Genomic DNA, 21,911 nt, shown 5'->3' with positions numbered 1-21,911 from the left:
ATCAGGAGAGCGGTTCCGGTCGTGGCGGAGCACCGGCGGGGCGTGAGTGATCTTCGGGTAAAGGGATAAACTCCTGGTCGTCCGCCGGGGGCAGCTGAATGCGTCCCTGTTTCCAATCCTCCTTTGCCTGTTCAATGCGCTCCTTGCGCGACGAGACGAAGTTCCACCAGATAAACCGTTCGCCTAGCGATTCGCCGCCCAGCAGCATCAGCGTCGTATTTTCCAGCGCTTTTACGACGGGTTCCGCATTTTTGTTAAAAACCAGCATTTGGCCGGGCTGGTAAAAACGGCCACCCGTCTCGACGGCTCCCTTTACAATATAAACGGCCCGTTCCGAATAACCCTCCGGGACAGTGAACGCCGCGCCGGTTTCCAGCACCACGTGCAGGTAAAAAAGCGGTGAAAGTGTTTGTACGCCGTTCGACAATCCAAAGGCTTCCCCGGCGATCAGGCGCATCCACACACCCTTGTCGGTAAACACGGGCAGCTCGCTCCGGGTATAGTTCCTGAATGTCGGGGCTGCTTCCTCGTCTTTTTCGGGCAATGCAACCCAGGTCTGAATCATTTCGAGTCCACCCGCGAGTGCGGCAGGGTCTTCGAATCGTTCCGAATGTGCAATTCCGCTCCCGGCAGTCATCCAGTTCACTTCCCCGGGTTTGATAATCTGTTCCACCCCTGTACTGTCGCGGTGCGTAACCTGGCCGTCAAACAGGTAACTCACGGTAGAGAGACCGATATGAGGGTGAGGAAGCACGTCCATTGACGACGGGTTCGAGGGGACCGCGCCCAACGGCCCCGCGTGGTCCATAAAAATAAACGGCCCGACCATTCGTCTGAGGCGGAACGGCAATATCCGTTTCACCATCACCGATTCACTGATAGCCGCTTTCCGGGCTTCGATCACAATATCCAGCATGGAGATTTTTTTGGTTAAATATAAGGGAATGCCGGGTAAGTATGGGAAAGCCCCGGCATTCGCGGAGGTTAAATATCAGGCCAATACAATTTCTCTCCCGACGCCGATCTCCCGAAGGAAATGCGCATCGTGCGAAACGACGATGATCGTGCCCCGGTACTCGTTAATTGCGGCGGTAAGTATCCCGATGTTCTGGATGTCGAGGTTATTGGTCGGCTCGTCGAGGACGATCATGTCCGGGGCTTGTGTGGCAATGGCCAGTGAACAGAGCATCAGCCGCATTTTTTCGCCGCCGCTGAGATCTACACAAGGTTTGTCCCAGTATTCCCTCGTAAACAAAAACCGGTTAAGGCGGGTTTTGATGTCGTGCTCCTGCAATGCCCCCGAGTTGAATTTCCAGGCCTGTTCATAAACGGTTAAGGTGTTGTCGATGAGTGAATAATCCTGGTCGATGTAAACGGATTTGAAATCGGCGCGCACAATGGTACCGGTTGCCGGCTGCAACTCGCCCAGGATCATGCGGAGCAGCGTGGTTTTTCCCGAACCGTTGGCACCTTTGATGGCTATGCGCTCGCCGCTGGTGATCTGAAAACCGGTCTCCAAGTCCCAAAGCGCCCGATCGGTATAAGTGTAGTTAATATGCTCCGCCGTAACGAGAATTTTGCCCCTGTGCAGGGACGAATTGTCGAAATCGACCTTCATTTTATCCGCGGCCGGTAATTCGCTGCGTAAATCGCTTAGTTCCCGGGCGATGCCGTCTACTTTTTCGGCGTGGATCCCCTTCATTCGGGCTGTACTTCGCTCGGCATTGTTCCGGAATGCATTCTGAACGATTGTCGGCAGGCCCGCTTTCTCTTGCTTCCTTTTGCCGCGCGCATCCAGCTTTTGCTGGCGTTCCATCGATTCCCTTTCTACTTCCCTGGCTTTCCGAAGCGCCTTCTCCCTGGCTTTTACGTCCTGATTCAGCGCTTCGTTTTCGATGGCCTTCTGTTCTACATAAAAATCATAATTCCCGCCGTAAGTAGTGACGCCCCGTTTTCCGAGTTCACAAACCGTATCGAGCAGGTTCAACAAAGTCCGGTCGTGGCTGACCACGACGAGCGTATGGTTCGTGGACCGGATATAATCATACAAAATAGACCGGCTGTCCACATCGAGGTGATTGCTGGGCTCGTCGAGGAGTACAATTTCAGGTTCATGGATGATGATTCCGGCGAGAAAAACCTTGGTCTTCTGCCCTCCGCTCAACGTAGCCATAGGTTGCGCGAGCGTTACGCCGTTCAGTTGCCAATGAGCGAAAGCTTCCTGGCACCGTTCTTCGATACCCCAGTCGTCGTCCAGCAGTTCGAGGTTTATGTCGGTAAGGTGCCCTTCGAGAATTTCTTTCAGCGCCAGCAATTTATCATGTACACCCAGCGCTTCGGCTACGGTGAGGTGATTGAACTGTCCCAGAAGCTGGGGAACGTAATAAGGTTTCGAATCGGCACCGGCGGCACCCGCAGCCGGTTTAAGGCGACCTGCCAGGATGCCCAACAATGTCGATTTTCCGGCACCGTTGTTCCCTATGAGCGCAATTTTGTCGTGTCTGTTAACAGTAAGGTTAATATCGGTAAAAAGCACATCCCGGTTCGGGTGTGCATAGGTAACACCTTGAAGAAAAAGCATAGTACATTTCTTTTGAGAATGAATAATAGCGGCCGCCACAACGGCCGCATGCATTTATTTTCCTGAAAGAAATGGACTCCTACACCTGGTGTTTACGGTTGGTGAACAATGTGGCAAAGATAAAAAAGAAATCTCGAAAATACGACAGGTTAACTAACGGTTACCTGTTGTGCGGCCATTTTAATCGAACAACGTGGTTTGCCGATAGGGTGCTTCCAGATCCAGTAGCAATGCTTTGTTTTCAAGCCCGCCGCCAAAGCCAACCAGCTTCCCGTTGGCCCCCACGACCCTATGGCAAGGCGCTATGATCGGAATAGGGTTTTTGTTGGCAGCGCCGCCTACGGCCCGTACCGAATCGGGATTGCCTATCTGGCGCGCGATATCGCCGTATGTCCGCGTTTCGCCAAAGGGAATGGTCAGCAACGCTTCCCAGACCTGCTTTTGAAATTCGCTGCCGACGAAGTCCAGCGGAAGCGAAAAGGTTTTGCGCTTTTTGGTGAAGTATTCGTTCAGTTGTCTTTCCGTTTCGAGCAGCAATGGGTGATCGGGGTTTTCTTCACCCCGGTCGATGCCGGATTTTTCGGGATCGCCACGGTCCCAGAGCACGGCCCGTAATCCGTTTTCGCTGGCAATCAGCGTCAGAAGGCCCGTCGGCGACGGTATCCGCTTGAAGAAGGTACTCATTCTGGTGGCAGTTTGTTACCATGCAACAAAAAGTCGGAGGTAACCGGTTCGTTTGAAACCACTGGTAATTGAAACGATTTGAAGCTCCGTGCCCGTCAGATCGAGAAGATTGGTTTTGGCTAAACGGTCGCCGGGAGAATGTGAGCAGATAAGCGATGCTTCCCAGGCCCGCCGGTAAAAATGGCAAAAATGCAATTGGCGCCCGACAGGAGTCAGGCGCCGGCCGGCGTCTAACGGCCAATCCGATCAAGCCAATGTCGCGTTCAGTACGATTTCAAAATTGAAGGCCTGGCTCACCGGACAGGTTTTTTCGGCTTCTTTGGCGATGATCCGGAAATCTTCTTCCGAAATACCCGGTACCCTGGCTTGCAGGGTCAATTCGGATTTGGTGATTTTGCCATTATCCAGCGTAACAACCGATTGCGTTTCCAACGATTCCACCTTGTAGCCCGCCTGTGTAAGATCCAGGTCGAGTTTCATCGTGAAGCAGCCCGCGTGTGCGGCCGCAAGGAGTTCCTCGGGATTGGTGCCGATGCCGTCGGCGAAGCGGCTATTGAAGGAGTATTGCGTTTTATTAAGAACGGTGCTGCCCGTTGTGATATGGCCGGCGCCTGTTTTGATATCACCATTCCATACGGCTGTTGCTTTGCGTTTCATGATTTTTTTGATTTAAGTGGTTGAAATAAACTGTACTATTTGGTACAAAATTGGATAAAAAAATTACGTGAGGATATTCAGGTTCAAACGGACCAGTTCGGCCAGTTTGTGTTGATCGGTTTCCATTCTGCGTGTCACATTCAGGCCATTCCAGAGATTTACCAGGTAAGTCCCGAGCGTTTCAGCGGATTCCGCGGTTTGCAGCAGTCCAAGGCCCTTGCCCCGTTGAACGGCTCCGGTAAATATCTCTTCCAGCAAATGCAGGTATTTGGATGCGATCAGTTTCAACCCGGAGTCGTGCGCCGAAACCTGTATCAGTGCGTTGCCGAAATAGCAACCTTTGTCGCCAACCGGCGATTCATTGCCGGCAAGCGACATGAAAAAATCACGGAGGAACTGCACGGGGTTATCACAGGTAGCAAGCGTGTCGCGGAGCGATTTGAAATTCAGTTCAACGACCCGTTCCATCGACTTTCTGAACAACTCCTCCTTTCCGCCTTTGAATGCGAAGTAAAAACTACCTTTTCCGATTCCCATCGCATGGAGCAGGTCGTCGGCAGTCGCGTTGGCATATCCTTTCTCCCAAAAGACTTCCACCGCCTTGTCCAGGATCGCCGTTTCGTCATATATTTTAGGTCTGCCTGCCATTGTTTTATTGTTTGGTGCTACAAAGGTATAATACTTTACTAATTAGTACAAAATAAAAGATGATTTTTTTGAAAGGGGGAAGGGGAGGAAAGGAGAAAGGAAAGGGTGTCGCGGGAAAGATTTGGTATCTTTGGTATCGGGCGTTAGTTTTGCCTGACATTTTGTTTAACAATAAAATCTGGCATTCCATTTCGTGAAAGTTTCCGGCAGGCAATGGATCACCCTCGGCTTTACGCTGCTGATGCTAATCAAGGCATGGGTTGTCCCTTTGATGTACCTGGATTACGAATTGCGAAAGGAATACATTATCGCGAACCTCTGCGTGAACCGCGACAATCCGATCGTCGTCTGTGAAGGCAGATGTTACCTGGCCCAAAAAGTGGTCGATGCCAAGAAGCAGGAAGAGCGGCAGGCAGAACAAACCTGTATGGCGAACCTGTTGTTTCAGGTTATGGACACAGGCCGACCATTCGTTTTTCAGTCGCCCGAGCGATTTGAAATGCCGTTGAAGGTAACGTTTGCATTCCGGTCGCACTTTATTCCCCGTGCCGCTGCGGCGGATATCTTTCATCCCCCGCTGACTTGAGCGGCTATTATCGCACATTGCCTTCGCATTACGCGAGGCACGATCTCTTTCGAACGCCGCTGCGCCTGCAGGTGCGTTCGCATCAATCATTTTATTAATTCCAAACTTGTCACATTCATGCGAGTCCCTGTATTTATGCTGGGTCTGACGGCGGTTTTACTGACCGCCTGCGAAGACCGCAAACTGCCTTACCTCGGCGAACCGGAAACTGTTGTGAGAACGGTGGATGGGAAAACAACCGAGGAAACCCGTTATCCCTCCATTCCCGCTTTTTCATTTACCAATCAGGACAATCAGACGGTCACCGAGCACGATTTCAAAGACAAAATATATGTCGCCGACTTCTTTTTTACGACCTGCCCGACGATTTGTCCGGTAATGAAAAAGAATATGCTCAAAGTTTACGACGAAGTGAAAAACAACCCGACCGTACGCATTCTCTCGCATACGATCGACCCGGAACATGATACACCGGCAGTACTTAAAACGTACTCGACCGACCTGGGCGTCAGCAATGCCACCTGGCAGTTCGTGACGGGCGACCGGGAGAAAATTTATGAAATAGGGCAGCGGCATTACCTCGTCACCGCAGCCGAGGACGCTAAATCGCCGGGCGGATTTTTACACAGTGGCCATTTTGTGCTGCTCGATAAGGACCGCCATATTCGCGGCATGTACGACGGTACCACCGACGAGGGGACCTACGAGCTCATCCGCGACATCAGGACGCTGCTGAAAGAGTACGAAAATTAAAGAATCAGCCCTTGCAGGAACAAGAAGGCTGTTTTTCACGTAGCTTTAAATGCAGTAAAACTTCTTTAATCACTAAACTTAAACCGTTATGTCGAAGAAAATTCTGTTGCTGGCAGGGGATTACGTAGAAGATTACGAAGCCATGGTGCCCTACCAGGCTTTGCTTTCCGTCGGATTCGAAGTGGATACACTCGCACCCGACCGCAAGAAAGGCGACACCGTGCCGACCGCCGTTCATGATTTCGTAGGCGACCAGACGTACAAGGAAACACAGGGCCACCGCTTTGCGATCACCGTCGATTTCGAAGGCGTTAACCCGGCCGACTACGACGGACTTTACATCGCAGGCGGCCGCGCGCCCGAATATACGCGTCTCAATAAACGCGTGCTGGAAATTACCCGGCATTTTTTTGAGGCGAATAAGCCGGTAGCGGCTATTTGCCATGGCATTCAGATCCTTACTGCGGCAAAAGTGTTGCAGGGCCGTACACTCACGGCCTATGTGGCGGTGGGGCCGGATATCGAGCTCGCCGGCGGAACATGGAAGAACATCCCGGCCGACCAGGCAATCGTGGATGGCAACCTCGTAACTTCGCCCGCATGGCCGGGGCACCCGGCAATCCTGAGAGAATTTTACAAGCTGCTGGGTGTTCAGATCGGCGGTATTTAAGGGAAGGTTTTAATAAAAAAGGGCCAAACGCGCGTTTGGCCCTTTTTTATGCGGTATTCTAGAATTTGAAGGAAATCCCCGCGTTCACAGAATAATCTGCAAATGCCGCATCGCCGCGTACAAAGGTTCCGGTTTTGTCGGAATTCTCTTTGTCGGTTACGCTTTGAGTCCGGTTTCTGACGAATGCAACCGGTACGGTAGCAAAAAAGCTGAATTTTTTGCCCGAATAGGTGATGCCGGGCTCGATGCTCCACACATAACCGGGGCGACGGAAGTCGCCGCTGCCGCCGATCAGGTCGTGCACCGGAATGCCTTCGAGACGCGCGCCGGCGGCTATCGCCCAGCCTTTCGCAAACGGGTGAAGCGAGTAGCTGAAACCGCCGCGGGCCATATATTGGTCGGGAACGCTCATGATCGCCTCGTTGGCCAAACGCGGCGAAAGTGTCTCGCGGTAGGTGCGGACGCCGTTCTGCTCGCGGGGGTTGATGAGATAGAAGAAGTTGCCGTAAACGCCGAAGTTGTGGAACAGGTTGTAAAAAGTATTCAACTCGACCGTGACACCCGTGCCGCCGTCGCCAAGCTGAATGGATTGGTCCACGGTCCGCAGTTCCTTGCTACCATTCGGGCCTACGTTGTACCAGTAATCCTGGTAATCGTAGTCGCCGGTGGGCAGCTTGATTCCCAGCCCGAGCTGAATATTCCCGCGGTAACTCTTTTTTGGATCGAATAGCCAGTGGTAGGCGGCAATGCGCAGGTCGCCGATGCCGAAGGAATGCATGCTGTGGCGCTCGTTGAACTTGTTGCTGCCGTTGACCAAACCGTGCTCGTACAGCGACGATCGCGCATTGGAAATAATGGGAAGGTCGACCATCAGCGACCACCGGTCGTTAAGGACGCGCATGATATTGATGTCGAGCGAGGCGGTGTGATTGATTACTTCCGTGTGCTGTTCGAGACGTTCCTTGTTCTCATGCGGACCGGAAAAGTGCCGGAACGATTTAAAGTACCGGACACTCGTGCTAAGCACCCATTGCTGGTGATCGTTGCTGTCGGCATGCGCGATCATGCAGGCATTGCCGGTTCCGCGGATGGCCACGCAACCCTGTGCGAACGCACCCTGAGCGGTGCAAAGTGTTAAAAACAATGCGATTGAGATAGATAATGCTTTTTTCATTACTGATTTGGTGAATGGTCCTGATGGGTTGAAATACATGCATTCGCCTGCCGGGCCGCCTGTACGGGAGCCGGAATGTGCGGGCTGCAAAAAACTAGGAAATCAGTAGTGCGTCGGGAGGAGGCGCCGGGGTATTGTGCCGGCAATCTGAAACGGGGGCGTTATATCGGTCTGTTGCTGATGGTGTTGTTTCAATCCATTCGAGTACAAAAAAGATATGCTTCCGTGAGGAAACCATGAATTCCTTCACAAAGGATTTGAGCAGCCTGGCATGGCCTGCCGGCGATGGTCTTTCGACTTCATTCTGAATATGGTCAACAAGTTCCATATACCGGTCACGCGCATTCTGGTCATGTTCGCAGTACACGTACAGCGTGTCGTTCATCAATTGCCGGGTCCGTATCTGGTAGTATTCGCCCTCGTGCTCGATTTTACCTTCGGAAGGCTCGGGGTGCGACCAGTTTGCCTGATAAGGAAGCGACACCGGTACTTTCACCACGATGTCGCGCGAGTGGGCGCTGCGCTCGATATGCTCCTGCCCGGCGGCCGTCGGGACGTACTTTTCTTCCAACAGATAGACTACCGAATAGCCCATCATGTTATAAAGCAGCAGCCCGAAAAGCAGAAGTGATAAAAGTCGGCCCAAATTCGTCCCTCAACGGTTTTTTACAATGCAAAGGTAAAATAAAGTCAAAAAAATGAAAATATCGTACAATGAAAGTTGTACGACGGGCATGGCTGTTAACGATATTGAGGTTTTGGGAAAAACGGCTTACCTTTGCCAGGCAATTCCCAAAAATATGTCCGATAACCGCCTTCTTTTCTGCATTTCGCCTCCTCCGGTAGCCTGATGGCTTAATGACCGGAACCGATCCTGGTATTCCCGCCGACGCGGGAGTCAATTCTCTATTTGTCTATTACCATTGTTCATGAGGGTCGTTAAGCCTTTCCCGCGCGACGGGTTCGCTTAACCGGCTTGCGCCTGCATTTCGTGGTGCGCCGGACGTCCATTTAATTACCTTTTTGAACAATCATTACAATGAAAAAAGCTTTCATCAAGCTGCATATAGCCATTATTCTCGCCGGTTTTACCGGCATTTTCGGGAAACTGATCACTGTAAACGAAGGCCTGCTGTCGTGGTACCGCATATGGTTGGCGGGAATATTGATGCTCATGATCCTGGCGGTGACCGGAAAACTGGAGCGCATAGCGTTCCGCGACTTCCGGCGCATTTCTCTGACCGGGCTGCTCCTGGGATTGCACTGGATGCTGTTCTACGGTAGTATTAAGTACTCCAATATTTCGGTAGGGGTCGTTTGCTTTTCATTGACAGGCTTCTTTACCGCCATATTGTCGCCGCTTATCAACAAGAAACCCTTCGTGTTATCCGAGCTGTTTTTAAGTACGCTTACGCTGGCTGGCATCGTGTTGATTTTCAGCATCGATGCACGATACCGCGCGGGTATCGGCCTGGGGATCATTTCGTCGGCGATCGCGTCGTTTTACATGATCACCAACGAGCGGCTGGCGAAATCCTTTCGGAGCGAGACGATTACCGTGTATTCGATGCTGGGCGGAGCTTTGGCGCTTACACCGCTGATGCCCGTCTATTTCTATTTCTTCCCTGTCGCGACGATGATGCCCTCGTGGTCCGATTGGGGATATTTACTTCTGCTGGCATTCTTTTGCACGGTAGTCCTGTACATGCTGCAAACGCAGGCGCTGAACCGCATTTCGGCATTCACGGTTAACCTTAGCCTGAACCTTGAACCGGTGTACACGATCATTCTCGCCATTCTGATTTATCGTGAAAACAGGGAGCTCCAATGGTCGTTTTATGTGGGTCTGGCGCTGATCGTACTGTCGGTGTTACTGCAAATGTTGCGCGTCGTTCGTGCGCACCGGAATGCGGAAGAGCCGCTACTGGCCGATTGATAATGAAACGGGGCGTCATAAGCAACGACGCCCCGTTTTTCGATAGGCTGGCCGAACGTCAACTTTGCAGCTGCCTTAAAATGCCATCAATTACGTTCCGCATTTGGCCCGACGTATCTTCGAAAGCGGCAAAGCCCCTGTATTGCAATGCGTCGGCAATATCCTTTTGCAAATCCAGCGATTTTTGCTGCCGGCTCAGCGCGATGCCTTTTGCCAGTAAATAGCCGGCCAGATATTCCTGCTCCGATTGCCCCGGCGTGGGGATAAGCAATGCTTTTTTTCAAAAAACACCAGATCCATAAGCGTGGAGTAGCCGCTTCGACAGATTACCAGTCGGGCGGCGGCAAGCGCAACGGCCAGATCGTCGGCATTCGCGTGCGTGGCGTAGGTCACATGCGCAGGCAAATGCCCCGGTACGCGACCCGCCGGGTTGCCGGCTATCAGATGGAAATGGTATTCGTCAATGTTTGTAATTTGTGCGAGCAGCTGCTTTTCGAGCAGGCTACGCGCGGGCTCCGGCCCGGAAAGCAGAATGAGTATCTGTTCCGGTTGCCCGGGCGCCGGGGAGGCAGGACCGCGCAACTGTGACAAAAGGCCCAGGTAAGTTGCATTGGACGGGATGCGGGAAGGATGTGACAGCATTCCCGCCAATCCGCCGTTCGCTTCGGCGTCTACGATCCAGCATGCGTCGAATTTTTCGAGTATGCGGTAGTGCATTCTTTGCAGCATGGCATCTGCCCGGTCCCCGAAACCGGTTATGACCTGCAACTGGTGGGTCATTATTACGGATTTTAGCGCATTGATTTTGAGCCCATATCGATTGTCCGAAATCACGAGATCGAAATGGCGCGCAGCCTGTATGTTCCTGAGCCATTGCCGCTCCCGCCGGATCGCCAGGAGGATTTTGGGTATCTGGGCCAGAATTTTCAGGACAAACGTGCCGCCGCGCCGGCTGTATGTAATATTGTAGCCCGGCAGGGGTATTTGCGGTATATCGGGGAAGTTGTTTTTCAACAGCAATGCCGTTGCACCCGAGGCCGCAATGGTAACCTCACAACCGTTTTCTATAAGGTATCTGACGACCGGAATGCAGCGGGTGGCATGCCCCAGTCCCCAGTCCAATGGCGCTATCAGGATGCGTAAAGGCAGAGTGGATCGATTTTGGTACACGGCAAAAATAGCGAGTCGGCGGCTATTTCGGAGCAACGAATGACGATAAGCGACCGGTAAACCCGCCAGGCTGAATATTTATATGCATCGCCGGGAGGGCTTTTTTTACTATCTTCGCAATTGGCCGCGTGACTGAACCGCACGGCGGAACTTGTTATGAATATCCGGAAACATCAAAATAACGGGACTTCCATAGCCGAGGTCTTGTCCGACCAGCTTCTGGTCCGGACGCCCGACGACGGGCTTCAATTGCTCGCGGATCTGTATTACCAGGATTACGATTGCGTTATCCTGCATGAGCAAAATATTACCCCCGCTTTCTTCGAGCTCAAAACGGGTATAGCAGGCGAAATCCTGCAAAAATTTGCTACTTACAAAATGCGGCTGGCCATTGTCGGCGACTTTGCACACTATGAGAGCAAAAGCCTGCGCGACTTTATCTTTGAAAGCAACAAGGGAAAGCAGATCAACTTCCTGCCTACGGTCGAAGAAGCGGTGGTGAAACTGGCCGGCTGATGCAGGATGGAAATAGATGAAATCCTCGACCGTTTCTACCCCTTGCCGCCCGATTCGAAGGAAGCCCTGAAAGCCCATATCTCCGGTGTGAGCTATCCTAAAAACCATACGCTCCTGCGTGCGGGCCGGGTTGAAAAAACATTGTATTTTATCAGAAGCGGAATTGTGCGGGCCTATTCCGATTCAGGCAGCGGCGATGTTACATTCTGGTTTGGAAAGGAAGGCGACGTGGTGATTTCGATGAAAAGCTATGTGGCTGGAAAAGAAGGGTACGAGCACGTCGAAACGCTTGAAAGCTGCGAATTGTATCAAATGAGGACTTCCCGCCTGGAAGCGCTCTTTGCCAGGGACATCCATATCGCGAACTGGGGGCGCAAGCTGATCGGGGAGGAGCTCATCAAAACCGAGGAAAGGCTCATTGCCATGCAGTTCAAAACGGCCCAGGAGAGATACCTCGACCTGATGGCCACGACGCCGGATCTCCTCCAACGTGTACAATTATGCCATATCGCTTCCTACCTCGGCATTACACAGGTTAGCCTGAGCAGGATTCGTGCGGAAATCAGGTAATGCATTTCGTTTTTTATCATTTGTAAAATTTTTTACGGATCCGGTGCAAGACCTTTGTTCAAAAAAGAAAAGTTATGAACTGGGTTATTCTGATTGTCGCTGGCTTGTTTGAAGTCGGGTTCGCTTCCTGCCTGGGAAAGGTCCGCGAGACTTCCGGGAGCGAAATGTATTTATGGTTCACAGGATTTATCGTATCCATGACGATAAGCATGGTTTTACTGATGAAAGCCACGCAAACTTTGCCGATCGGCACAGCTTACGCCGTATGGACGGGGATTGGCGCCGTGGGGACGGTACTGGTGGGAATATTTGTATTTAAAGATCCGGTGAGTTTCTGGCGGATATTCTTTATTACCACGCTAATCCTTTCCATCGCGGGGCTCAAAATGGTTTCCAGCCATTAATCTGTCGGGAGGCATGTTATTTGTAACCGTTGCGCCGAAGGGTTATAGCCCCGTAGTAGCCTTGCACCACCGTAACTGTGACACCTGTGGAATTTGCTCCCCCATATAACGAAAAACCGCCCGGGCCGGCTACCGAAGCATTCTCATTGTAGACGATCACCGCAATGCCGCCAAAACGCTCGCCCTGTTGCTCGATACCGGGTGTATCGTACGACCGTCAGGGAGGCGGGCTTCGACAGGTATCCGGTAAAGCCGGTGGATATGGCGGAACTGAAGGGGGGTCTGAAAACCGCTTTGAGAAGGCGGCGTACCGCCGGACAACTTTCGCCATTGGTATGGATTTTAAGCCGGAAAGGAATCGCTTTGAAACAAAATCCGGTCCATATGGAAGACTTCACCAATGTATTGATACACGCTGCCCGCGTGGGTAACCTGGATGTAATTCGCGAACTCCTCAGCCGGGGCGTGGATGTAAATGCAAGGGACGAAAGAGGTTACACGCCCTTGCTGATAGCCTGCTATAACAATCGCCTCCAAGCGGCGGAACTGCTGCTGGAATCGGGTGCGGATGTGAATGCGGGAGATTATGGTGGAAATACGGCGCTGATGGGCGCTGCTTTTAAAGGGTTACCTGAGATCGCGGCGCTGTTGATCCGCTACGGCGCGGACCTGAACAGCCAGCATGGCAACGGCGGCACGGCGCTGATGTTCGCGACCATGTTCGGTCGTAACGAGGTTGTGAAACTGTTGCTTGAAAGCGGTGCCGACACGGATATCCTGGATGTGCGGGGCCAATCGGCATTCGATCTCGCTATGCAGCAGGGCAACCGCGAGGCGATCACATTACTGGCCTGACCGCTCCGTGATCCGATGTTTGACGCCGGGTCTGTGGCCCGGCGTCAAACGCTTCCTTATCTAAATCTAAGCCGGGATTTTCCGGGGTTTTTCGCGCTCCCAGAATCTGTGTTGTGCAATAGCCGAGATAAACTGCCGAGCCAGCGTTTCCGGATTGTCGCTGATGACGACCCCGTCGAGCATAACCGACTCGTCAGAGAATTCGGCAGGGATCTTGCGGGCAAAATAGGTTGCCTCGATAACCTGCATTGCGCCTGCGTCCGCAGCAATCGCCTTGCAATGCTTGAACGCTTCGTTGAGGAAATGCACGGCATCGGCGTCGGCTTCCACACTGGCTACGCTGTTGACGCCACCGGGAACATAAACCGCATCGTAGAAGACCGATGCGGCCGTCAGGAAACTGTGGTTTACATGAATTTCCTCATCCAAATCCGAAAGAATGTAATTCAGACGGGGCGCTATTACCTCCACAATAGCACCCTCCGCTTCCAACGCGGTTTTTACGGTATTCAGTGCCACGCCGTCGACACCATCGGCCGCCAGAAATGCGATTTTCCGGGTCTTGATCGTATCCTTCGGGCCGTTGGCCATGCTTAACGCCGCGGATGCCGTAAGCGAGCCTTCGACCATGACCGGATCGTAATCGGCCGGGTCGGCGTCGGCCGGAATGCTCCGGTTGACGGGCAGTTCGGGGTCCTCGGGAACCGAGAGCCGTAGCGCAAATGCCACTTCGCTGGCCAGCCCCTTGTCGATCATCGAAAGAATGCCGAGCATTCTGCGACGCACCTCCACCGATTGCACTTTGCCTAATTCAAAGCTGAATGCGTCGATAATGTGGTTCTTCTCGGGGTCCGACTGGCTGTTATAAAACAACCTGGCCTGACTGAAATGATCCAGGAAGCTCTTGCTGCGTGCCCTTATCTTCCGGGCGTCGATGCGTTCGGGATAAGTGGTGTAACCGCCTTCGGAGGCTTTGGCCTGTAACGGATAATTATCGCCCAGGGAGTTAGGGCCGTAGCTGACCTTTCCCCGGTTGATAGTCTGCCGCATAAAGCCGTCGCGCTGGTTGTTGTGCACAGGAACAATAGGCCGGTTAATGGGTATTTCCTGGAAATTAGGGCCACCAAGTCGGATCAGCTGGGTGTCAGTGTAGGAGAACAGCCGCCCCTGAAGCAGCGGGTCGTTGGTGAAATCGATACCCGGTACGACATGGCCGATATGGAATGCCGCCTGTTCCGTTTCCGCGAAGAAGTTTTCGGGATTGCGGTTGAGCGTCAGTTTGCCTACCCGTAATACAGGCACCAGTTCTTCGGGAATAATTTTGGTCGGGTCCAGCAAATCAAATTCAAATTTGAATTCGTCGGCCTCGGGCACGATTTGCAAGCCCAGTTCCCATTCAGGGAAGTTGCCGCTTTCGATGGCGTCCCAAAGATCGCGGCGGTGAAAGTCGGGGTCTTTGCCCGAAATGTTCTGTGCCTCGTCCCAGGCAACCGAATGCACGCCCAACAGCGGTTTCCAGTGGAATTTGACGAAATGGCTTACGCCCTCCGCATTCACCAGCCTGAAAGTATGGACGCCGAAGCCTTCCATCATCCGGTAACTGCGGGGAATGGCGCGGTCGCTCATGAGCCACATGATCATATGCGCGGATTCGGGCATGACGGATATAAAATCCCAGAAAGTGTCGTGCGCCGATGCCGCCTGGGGGATTTCGTTGTCAGGTTCCGGCTTTACGGCATGGACCAGGTCCGGAAACTTGATCGCGTCCTGAATAAAGAACACGGGCATATTGTTTCCGACGAGGTCGAAATTGCCTTCCTGCGTATAAAATTTCACGGCAAATCCCCGGACATCGCGGGCAAGGTCGGTGGAACCCCTGGAACCGGCGACGGTCGAAAACCGGACGAAAACCGGGGTTTCGATCGAGGTATCGTTGAGAAATTGTGCTTTGGTATACTGTGGAAGCGGTTCGTAGAGCTTGAAAACCCCGTGGGCGCCCGAGCCGCGCGCATGTACCACGCGCTCGGGAATACGCTCGTGGTCGAAATGGGTAATTTTTTCGCGGAGAATAAAGTCTTCCAGCAGGGAAGCGCCCCGCTCACCTGCTTTCAGGGAATTCTGGTCGTCGTTGATGCGGACGCCCGTGTTGGTATTCATTATCTTGCCCGCCGAATCTTCCATATGGGGGGCCAGGCTTTTGATTTTTTCATTTTCGGGCTGGTCGACAGCCGGGTTTTGCTGTGCTTTTCTTTTCGCCATAATTGTGGATGGTTAGTTAAGCCTCCTGGGAAGCCTGGTAAACGATATCATTTTCAGCGATGGACGTCAGCAGCTGATCTGATTCCTGTTCTTCGGCGAGGGTTTGTTCGAGTATGCCGGCCGGTTCTTCCAGCCCCAGGGTGGTTGCCAGTTGTATCAGGCCCGAATATGCCGCGATCTCGTAATGTTCGACTTTTTGCGACGAAAGGATAATGCCCACGTCGCGGGTGGCGGTGCCGGCGTCGGTACTTTCGATCACTCCTTCGCCCTCCTTGGTAAGGCCTTCCATAGCATCGCATTTCTTCGCAATGTTTTTTTGTCCGAGCAGCCCGAAGATTTGTTCAAGCCGCGATACGTGTTCCACGGTTTGGGCAAGATGCTGTTCAATGGCGCTGACGAGTTTTTTCGAATTAGCCGCCTGGCTCATTTTCGGTAACGTCTTTACCAGATGGTTTTCTGCCCAATAAATATCGCGCAGGCAATCCAGAAAGAGCTCAAAAAGTGCCGGTTCCGCTACGGCGGTGGTTTTGGTCTTAAATTTTGGCTCCGAGTTTGTCTCCTTTTTCATAGTTGCTTGGTTTAAAAACTGAACACTCCCTGCAAAACATGTTCCAGTTTAGGCAACGATGTGGAACGTATTTTTGACGGTTATTCCGATCGGAATGTGCGTGGCGTCGGGGCCCGTATAACCGAAAATCGAAAGCGATGAGTTTGAACGGGCCGGAAGGGGGGTACATCGGCCGGTCGTTCGCAAGGGATTGCTGGGTAATCTGCGCTGGCATGATTTTGTACGCTCGGACGGCTTGTTTTTAAGCACCGTTTTCAACCAAAATTCAACGATCATATCTTATGAAAGTGTTTTCCCTGTTAGCAGCTTGCGCCGTACTATCGGCCGTGCTGGCGTTTTCCGACCGTTTTACTCATGAAAAGCCACTTTTCGCGCCCGATCAACAGTTTGTAACGGAAGCAGCCGAAGGCGGCATGCTGGAAGTAAAACTCGGTGAGCTTGCCTCGCAAAAAGGTGTTTCACAGGAAGTGAAAACCTTTGGTAAAACCATGGTAACCGATCACACAAAAGTGAACGAGGAACTGAAAGCACTGGCACAAAAAAAGCAGATCAGCGTACCTGCCACATTGAGCGCCCGGAAGCAGCAGAAATATGATAGCCTGGCGGCCGTCAGCGGCGAGCAATTCGACATGCTCTATATGAATATGATGATCGCTTCGCATGAACAGACCATCGGACTTTTTCAGACCGAATCGAATAAAGGCGAGGACCCGGAGTTGAAAAAATGGGCCGATTCAAAAATCCCGGCCCTGAAACACCACCTTGAAATGGCAAAGAAACTCTTTAAAGCCTCGCCCGGTGCCACCCGGCATTAGTTACCGGGCAAAAGTGCATGCCCGGCATTTTTGTACAGACAATGAGACACATGAACCGAAGCAACGATATCGTTTTCGCCGACCGGAAAGATGCGGGGGAGCAACTGGGACGTTTCCTGACGGGACGCTATAAAAACGCCGATCCGCTCGTACTGGGCGTGCCCAGGGGAGGTCTGGAGGTGGCTTACTATGTCGCCAAATGTCTTGAAACCGACCTGGCTATGGTGATTTCGAGAAAATTACCGGTACCCGGTCACCCCGAAGTCGGCTTCGGGGCTATCGCCGAGGACTTGTCGGTATATGTGTCGTCGCGGTATAAAAACGCGCTCGAACCGGAGAAGATCGGCGGGATCATAGACGAGCAGACCGACGAAGTCAACCGGCGGATCCGGCTTTATAAAAGCGGGAAGCCGTTGCCCGATATGCAGGGAAGGACGGTCATCATTGTCGACGACGGTATTGCTACCGGGGTGACGCTGGTGCCTGTGCTGCGCCTGTGCCGCAAGAGAGGCGCCCGAAAAGTGGTAATCGCGGTGCCTGTTTCAGGTAATAACTACGATGGGCACCTGAACCAGGCCGACGCATTGGAAATACTTGTCATGCCTGAATGGTTTTACGCGGTGGGGCAGGTGTATGCCTCGTTCCGCGATCTCACGGACGAAGAATTGCAGGCGATCGTCCGGAAAGGCTCCTATCTGCGATCCGGCTGGGAGTTTGTCAGGAGCTTGCAAGGCCAGGAACATATTTCTGATCCATGAATGAAAAGTGGTGGACCAATGCGGTTATATATGCTGTCGATGTAGAAAGGTTTTTCGACAGTAACGGCGATGGGATCGGGGATTTTAAAGGCCTTGCGCAAAAATTGCCTTACCTGAGCGAATTGGGTGTTACGGCATTATGGCTGCTGCCTTTTTACGACTCGACCGAGGGGGACAACGGGTACGATGTTACCGATTACCTGCACATCGGCGCCAAATATGGTACCCTGGACGATTTCCTCGCATTTTTGCATGAGGCCGGTGCAATGGGTATCCGGATTATTATGGACCTGGTCGTCGACCACACATCCAACCGGCATCCCTGGTTCGAGGCGGCGCGATATGCGCCGGAATCACGTTTTCGTAATTACTATTACTGGACCCGGCACCCGCCTGTGCCAACTGCGGGCAATGAAACGCTGTTCCCCGGTGAAGAATCCAGCGTGTGGACCTTCGAACCCATTGCCGGTGCCTACTATCACCACCGGTTTTATCATTTCGAGCCGAGCCTCAATATCCATAATGCAGACGTCCGGGACGAGATCAAACGCATTCTCGATTTCTGGCTGGCCTTCGGCGTGTCCGGTTTCCGGCTGGATGCCGCCGGGCGTATGACCGAATATCCCGGGCACGACGACATGGACCCCGGAGATGTGCATTTGCCTTTGCGGGACATTTTCCGGCACGTCAAGTCGCTGGACGAAAGCGTCATGCTGGTAGGAGAGGTAGACACCGAGCCGGAGGAAGTAACCCACTTCATGGACGGCTCCCAAATGGATATGTGTTTCAATTTCTTCCTGAATAACTACTTATACCTCGCCCTGGCAACCGGTAAAGCGGAACCGATCATGCGCAGCTACCGGCTACTGCATGGGAAATTGCAAAGCTCCCAGTCGGTGAACTTCCTGCGAAATCTCGATGAGCTGGACCTCACACAATTAACCGATGAAGAACGGCAGGCGGTTTACAAATCGTTCGCACCCGAGGAGGGGATGATCATTTATAATCGTGGCATACGGCGCAGGCTCGCACCGATGCTGGGCGGTGATATACGGCGTTTGAAAATGGCGTACAGCCTTCTGTTCTCGCTTCCGGGCACACCCAAGATCGTTTACGGGGATGAAATCGGTATGGGCGAAGACCTGACGCTCGAAGGCCGCAACAGCGTACGCTGCCCTATGCAATGGACTGCCGGCAGAAATGCAGGGTTTTCCTCGTCCCCAAAGCGCGGATTAGTAGGTAAGCTTATCCGAAGGGGAGATTTCTCCTACAAAAATATCAATGTCGAAAACCAGCGGGCGTCGCCGGATTCCCTCTGGACGTTTATCAGGAAACTCGTCGCGCTCCGGCGCAATGCGGCTGTTATCGGTACCAGCGATTTCCGACCGGTACCGGTCGATGCACCGGAAGTACTGGCGCATTCTTACGAAAACCAGCAGGAACAATGGTTTTGCGTCCATAACCTGAGCGGCAAGGCGGTGCAATGTATCGTCCGGTTAGAAGGAGCCCCGGACAGGAAACTGGACGACTTGCTGACAGGGCGCGCATATCCGGTCAAATCAGGAAAACTGAAATTGAAAATGCCGGCATACGGCTATCTGTGGCTCTCCTGCTCCTACCAGATGCTTTCCTGAGCGCTAGCCCCTCATCAGTGCCGGCAATACCCTCTCCCCGAAAACATCGATAAATTGTTCCTGCATAAGGTTCACATTGTGCAAATACAGGTGGTCGGCACCCTGTTCGAGGTCAGCGGCGAGCCATTCGATGTGCTGGTCGATACTGTCGGAAATGCGTACGGCCGCGTACATATCCGTTTCGCTTACCATGGAGCCCGCGGCGTCGAGCCCGTCCGGCGAGCGAATATCCGAAAGCAGTTTCGACGGAAATACGTTGTTTCGCCATTGCTGGTGCGCGCTTTGGAGAGCAAGCCGCAGGTCCGGGTCGTAGGACAGCTGCACTTTTACGTAAACCGGCTTGCCTTCGCCGCCGCCTTCGCGAAACGCGCCGATCATTCTTTTGAGTTCCTCCGGGGGACGGGAAGTGGTAATCATGCCGTCGGCCCAACCACCGAGCCAGCGCGCGGTAACTTCGGTCAATGCGGCCCCGATGACCGTCGGCATGTAGCCCGGCAGCGTATAAAGGCGCGCTTCGAATATGTCGATCAGCCCCTTCCGGGTGATCGTTTCGCCACGCCACAATGCACGCATGATATCCACGCTTTCGTGCAGGCGCTGATTGCGGATTTCCTTGGGGGGCCAGTCGGGGGACGTGATATGTTCGTTGAGGAATTGCCCGCTGCCGGTGGCAATCCAGAACCGGCCGGGGAACATTTCACACAGTGTAGCCACGGCCTGGGCGATGATCGCCGGATGGTAACGCTGGCCGGGGGCATTTACGATCCCGAAATTCAGATTGGTCGCCTGCATGGCGGCTCCCAGCCAGCTCCATGCAAAGCCGCTCTCACCCTGGGCGTCGCTCCAGGGGTAAAAATGGTCGGAGCTGAGTACTTCGGTGAACCCTGCGCGTCCGGCGCGTTGTACAAGCGCGAGGAGCTCCCCTGGTTTGAATTGTTCGTGTGATGCGTGGTAACCGATACGCTTGGTCATTGGGCTGGTATTGAATGGGAAATGTCTGTTCTGGCTAGCCGGTTGTAATCGATCCAGTAGCGGCACATGGTCTCGAGCAGCACGTGCAGTTCTTCAAAATCGACGGGTTTGACAAAAAAGGAATTGGCGCCGGCCTGGTAGCATTTGTTGATCTCTTCCTGTCCGGCACTACCGCTCAGAATCACAATGGGAATAGATTTCCACTCGGTTTCGGTATTGGAAGGGGTCCGCCGGATCAGTTTCAGAAGTTCCAGCCCACCGATAGCGGGCAGGTTTAGGTCCATGATGATCAGGCCAGGCCGCCTCCCCTTGAACTGCTCGGCCGATTGCAGGATCATGTATTGATAAAGTTCCTGCCCTCCCTGAAAAGACCGCAGGTGATATTCTGGAAGAAATTTACTGAATATCGTACGGACGAGCCGCCTGAAATCACCGGAATCTTCAACGAGGTAAATTTCTTTTTTGCTCATGAAATGTGTCGGGTAAAAATGTTGTACCCATAAATGCAAATCCCGTTCCAGCCTCGTTCACTGGGGAAAGAGCATGCAGAGCTTCCGGTGACCGGCAGCTCCGGAGGTCTCGCTTCGAATCTCGCCCCCGAGCAGCTGCACCGTTCCCGAACGACCATCAGGCCTATCTGAGCGGCGACTTCCAATGTACCCCTCACATCATGGCTAACGGCTTGAATTAATGCGAAATAGGGCAGGTGTATTTCCGCTGATTCATCGGTATTCGGGAATAGAAACGGTATTCCACCAGAAATGATGGAGGTTCCTGAAATCGTACTTCCAATCGGAAGCGTTGTTTCCTTTGGTCATATATGCGTTGGCATTATGCTGATAGCTCTCGCGCATATCCTCGAATTTGTCGGAGCAGGAGAAGACGACGACCGGCACCGACCGGCTGTCTTTCGCTACAAGAAGTTGATGGATATTGATCAGCAGGTCAAGGCCGTCCTGACGCGTCGGAAGGTAAAGATCCATCAGTATCAGGTGTGGCGCCGGCCTGATATCGTTCCACATTGGCCCTAGCCGCTCAGTGACATCGGCGGCGTCCGAGAATTCGACGACGCGCACCGCGGGCATGGTTTCACGCAACGCATGCCTGATAAAAAAACGATGATCCTCGTTGTCCTCGATCACGATTATGCTGCCTTCTTTCCCCGGATTGCCCGGAAGCGGCTGGTCGGCATGTCCCACATCCAGGAAACAGGCGTCCACCGCTTTGGCAAGCCTCACGAAATCGGATTCGTACACCGGTTTTTCTACAAATGCATTGACGCCCCGGCCGTAGGCTTCGCGAATCAGGTCGCGATGGGATGCGGACGACAACATTACTACCGGAATGTGACGGCACGTTTTGCTGGCTTTCAGCAGGCTGAGGGTTTCCAGGCCGTTCATCCGGGGCATGTTCATATCCATGATGATTACCGCCGGATCGTCGGGCAATTCCTGGTTGCCGATAAGCCGGATAAGCTGGTCGCCGGCATCGAATTCAACAATGTGGGTATGGTTGGTTACTTGTTCAAGTGCTAGTCTGATCAGCATGCGATCATCTTCATCATCATCTGCCAGATATATCGTCTTCATAGCCTAGGGTTGTGTACGGGGTGGTACGGTAATTCGAATGCAAATAAACCATGCCAAAGTTGTTGAATGGCACAATTTTTACCATTCCGTTCGAAAAAATTAAACGAACGGG

General features: G+C 52.9%; 25 protein-coding genes. 12 read left to right on the top strand and 13 right to left on the bottom strand.

Annotation, left to right across the window (positions count from 1 at the left end; genetic code table 11):
• Position 1: 1 nt before the first annotated feature.
• The 5 genes from ABV298_RS05115 to ABV298_RS05095 form a co-directional block, all read right to left on the bottom strand.
• Positions 2 to 916, bottom strand: coding sequence for a pirin family protein (locus ABV298_RS05115; RefSeq protein ID WP_353721098.1), 915 nt, complete (start codon positions 914 to 916; stop codon positions 2 to 4).
• Between the two features lie 75 nt (positions 917 to 991).
• Entirely contained in the window at positions 992 to 2,581 is a 1,590-nt protein-coding gene (abc-f, locus tag ABV298_RS05110; RefSeq protein WP_353721097.1) for a ribosomal protection-like ABC-F family protein, read from the bottom strand.
• Between the two features lie 180 nt (positions 2,582 to 2,761).
• The gene (locus ABV298_RS05105) at positions 2,762 to 3,265 is read right to left on the bottom strand and encodes a methylated-DNA--[protein]-cysteine S-methyltransferase (RefSeq protein ID WP_353721096.1); all 504 of its coding nucleotides are present in this window, start codon (positions 3,263 to 3,265) and stop codon (positions 2,762 to 2,764) included.
• Between the two features lie 246 nt (positions 3,266 to 3,511).
• Positions 3,512 to 3,922, bottom strand: coding sequence for an OsmC family protein (locus ABV298_RS05100; RefSeq protein WP_353721095.1), 411 nt, complete (start codon positions 3,920 to 3,922; stop codon positions 3,512 to 3,514).
• A gap of 63 nt (positions 3,923 to 3,985) precedes the next feature.
• Positions 3,986 to 4,570, bottom strand: a complete 585-nt coding sequence (locus ABV298_RS05095; protein ID WP_353721094.1) for a TetR/AcrR family transcriptional regulator — start codon at positions 4,568 to 4,570, stop codon at positions 3,986 to 3,988.
• A gap of 193 nt (positions 4,571 to 4,763) precedes the next feature.
• Between ABV298_RS05095 and ABV298_RS05090 the strand changes: the two genes are divergently transcribed.
• The 3 genes from ABV298_RS05090 (at position 4,764) to ABV298_RS05080 (ending at position 6,579) form a co-directional block, all read left to right on the top strand.
• Complete coding sequence (locus ABV298_RS05090) at positions 4,764 to 5,156, top strand: hypothetical protein (RefSeq protein ID WP_353721093.1); 393 nt, start codon at positions 4,764 to 4,766, stop codon at positions 5,154 to 5,156.
• Between the two features lie 117 nt (positions 5,157 to 5,273).
• The gene (locus ABV298_RS05085; RefSeq protein WP_353721092.1) at positions 5,274 to 5,909 is read left to right on the top strand and encodes an SCO family protein; all 636 of its coding nucleotides are present in this window, start codon (positions 5,274 to 5,276) and stop codon (positions 5,907 to 5,909) included.
• 88 nt (positions 5,910 to 5,997) lie between these two features.
• Entirely contained in the window at positions 5,998 to 6,579 is a 582-nt protein-coding gene (locus ABV298_RS05080; RefSeq protein WP_353721091.1) for a DJ-1/PfpI family protein, read from the top strand.
• Between the two features lie 58 nt (positions 6,580 to 6,637).
• Here the strand turns inward: ABV298_RS05080 and ABV298_RS05075 are convergent, their stop codons facing one another.
• Positions 6,638 to 7,753, bottom strand: a complete 1,116-nt coding sequence (locus tag ABV298_RS05075; RefSeq protein WP_353721090.1) for a hypothetical protein — start codon at positions 7,751 to 7,753, stop codon at positions 6,638 to 6,640.
• 94 nt (positions 7,754 to 7,847) lie between these two features.
• Positions 7,848 to 8,399, bottom strand: a complete 552-nt coding sequence (locus ABV298_RS05070; RefSeq protein WP_353721089.1) for a hypothetical protein — start codon at positions 8,397 to 8,399, stop codon at positions 7,848 to 7,850.
• A 393-nt stretch (positions 8,400 to 8,792) separates the two neighbouring features.
• On the opposite strand from ABV298_RS05070, the gene ABV298_RS05065 reads away from it, so the two are divergent.
• Positions 8,793 to 9,689 carry a DMT family transporter gene (locus tag ABV298_RS05065; RefSeq protein WP_353721088.1) on the top strand — a complete coding sequence of 299 codons (897 nt, stop codon included), beginning with the start codon at positions 8,793 to 8,795 and terminating at the stop codon, positions 9,687 to 9,689.
• 195 nt (positions 9,690 to 9,884) lie between these two features.
• Here the strand turns inward: ABV298_RS05065 and ABV298_RS05060 are convergent, their stop codons facing one another.
• The gene (locus tag ABV298_RS05060; RefSeq protein ID WP_353721087.1) at positions 9,885 to 10,811 is read right to left on the bottom strand and encodes a glycosyl transferase; all 927 of its coding nucleotides are present in this window, start codon (positions 10,809 to 10,811) and stop codon (positions 9,885 to 9,887) included.
• Positions 10,812 to 11,015: 204 nt separating this feature from the next.
• Between ABV298_RS05060 and ABV298_RS05055 the strand changes: the two genes are divergently transcribed.
• From ABV298_RS05055 to ABV298_RS05040, 4 genes are all read left to right on the top strand, one after another.
• Entirely contained in the window at positions 11,016 to 11,375 is a 360-nt protein-coding gene (locus tag ABV298_RS05055; protein WP_353721086.1) for a DUF4180 domain-containing protein, read from the top strand.
• 6 nt (positions 11,376 to 11,381) lie between these two features.
• On the top strand, positions 11,382 to 11,945 hold the full coding sequence (locus ABV298_RS05050) for a Crp/Fnr family transcriptional regulator (RefSeq protein WP_353721085.1): 564 nt from the start codon (positions 11,382 to 11,384) through the stop codon (positions 11,943 to 11,945).
• A 74-nt stretch (positions 11,946 to 12,019) separates the two neighbouring features.
• Positions 12,020 to 12,349 (top strand): multidrug efflux SMR transporter, encoded by a 330-nt coding sequence (locus tag ABV298_RS05045; protein WP_353721084.1) that lies wholly within the window; start codon positions 12,020 to 12,022, stop codon positions 12,347 to 12,349.
• 261 nt (positions 12,350 to 12,610) lie between these two features.
• Positions 12,611 to 13,204: an ankyrin repeat domain-containing protein gene (locus ABV298_RS05040; protein ID WP_353721083.1), complete on the top strand. Its 594-nt coding sequence runs from the start codon at positions 12,611 to 12,613 to the stop codon at positions 13,202 to 13,204.
• 66 nt (positions 13,205 to 13,270) lie between these two features.
• On the opposite strand, the gene ABV298_RS05035 is transcribed toward ABV298_RS05040, so the two are convergent.
• Both ABV298_RS05035 and ABV298_RS05030 read right to left on the bottom strand, forming a co-directional pair.
• Complete coding sequence (locus ABV298_RS05035; protein ID WP_353721082.1) at positions 13,271 to 15,463, bottom strand: catalase; 2,193 nt, start codon at positions 15,461 to 15,463, stop codon at positions 13,271 to 13,273.
• A gap of 16 nt (positions 15,464 to 15,479) precedes the next feature.
• Positions 15,480 to 16,031: a ferritin-like domain-containing protein gene (locus ABV298_RS05030; RefSeq protein WP_353721081.1), complete on the bottom strand. Its 552-nt coding sequence runs from the start codon at positions 16,029 to 16,031 to the stop codon at positions 15,480 to 15,482.
• Between the two features lie 281 nt (positions 16,032 to 16,312).
• On the opposite strand from ABV298_RS05030, the gene ABV298_RS05025 reads away from it, so the two are divergent.
• From ABV298_RS05025 to ABV298_RS05015, 3 genes are read left to right on the top strand one after another with little or no spacing between them, the layout of a single operon-like run.
• Positions 16,313 to 16,846: a DUF4142 domain-containing protein gene (locus ABV298_RS05025; RefSeq protein ID WP_353721080.1), complete on the top strand. Its 534-nt coding sequence runs from the start codon at positions 16,313 to 16,315 to the stop codon at positions 16,844 to 16,846.
• A 50-nt stretch (positions 16,847 to 16,896) separates the two neighbouring features.
• The gene (locus tag ABV298_RS05020; protein ID WP_353721079.1) at positions 16,897 to 17,604 is read left to right on the top strand and encodes a phosphoribosyltransferase family protein; all 708 of its coding nucleotides are present in this window, start codon (positions 16,897 to 16,899) and stop codon (positions 17,602 to 17,604) included.
• On the top strand, positions 17,601 to 19,238 hold the full coding sequence (locus ABV298_RS05015) for an alpha-amylase family protein (protein ID WP_353721078.1): 1,638 nt from the start codon (positions 17,601 to 17,603) through the stop codon (positions 19,236 to 19,238). The genes ABV298_RS05020 and ABV298_RS05015 overlap by 4 nt, the downstream gene beginning before the upstream one ends.
• A 3-nt stretch (positions 19,239 to 19,241) precedes the next feature.
• Here ABV298_RS05015 and ABV298_RS05010 read toward each other — a convergent pair whose 3' ends face one another.
• Positions 19,242 to 20,210, bottom strand: a complete 969-nt coding sequence (locus ABV298_RS05010; RefSeq protein ID WP_353721077.1) for a TIGR03885 family FMN-dependent LLM class oxidoreductase — start codon at positions 20,208 to 20,210, stop codon at positions 19,242 to 19,244.
• A complete protein-coding gene (locus ABV298_RS05005) occupies positions 20,207 to 20,680 on the bottom strand; it encodes a response regulator (RefSeq protein WP_353721076.1) in 474 nt (157 codons plus the stop codon). The genes ABV298_RS05010 and ABV298_RS05005 overlap by 4 nt, the downstream gene beginning before the upstream one ends.
• A 33-nt stretch (positions 20,681 to 20,713) precedes the next feature.
• Between ABV298_RS05005 and ABV298_RS05000 the strand changes: the two genes are divergently transcribed.
• Positions 20,714 to 20,851 carry a hypothetical protein gene (locus ABV298_RS05000; protein ID WP_353721075.1) on the top strand — a complete coding sequence of 46 codons (138 nt, stop codon included), beginning with the start codon at positions 20,714 to 20,716 and terminating at the stop codon, positions 20,849 to 20,851.
• 81 nt (positions 20,852 to 20,932) lie between these two features.
• Here ABV298_RS05000 and ABV298_RS04995 read toward each other — a convergent pair whose 3' ends face one another.
• The gene (locus ABV298_RS04995) at positions 20,933 to 21,799 is read right to left on the bottom strand and encodes a response regulator (protein ID WP_353721074.1); all 867 of its coding nucleotides are present in this window, start codon (positions 21,797 to 21,799) and stop codon (positions 20,933 to 20,935) included.
• Positions 21,800 to 21,911 lie beyond the last annotated feature (112 nt).

Origin of the sequence: Dyadobacter sp. 676, assembly GCF_040448675.1 — a bacterium.
Taxonomy (GTDB): Bacteria; Bacteroidota; Bacteroidia; order Cytophagales; family Spirosomataceae; genus Dyadobacter.
Note: the sequence above shows the minus strand (reverse complement) of the source record. Positions and strands in the feature narration are given on the sequence as shown.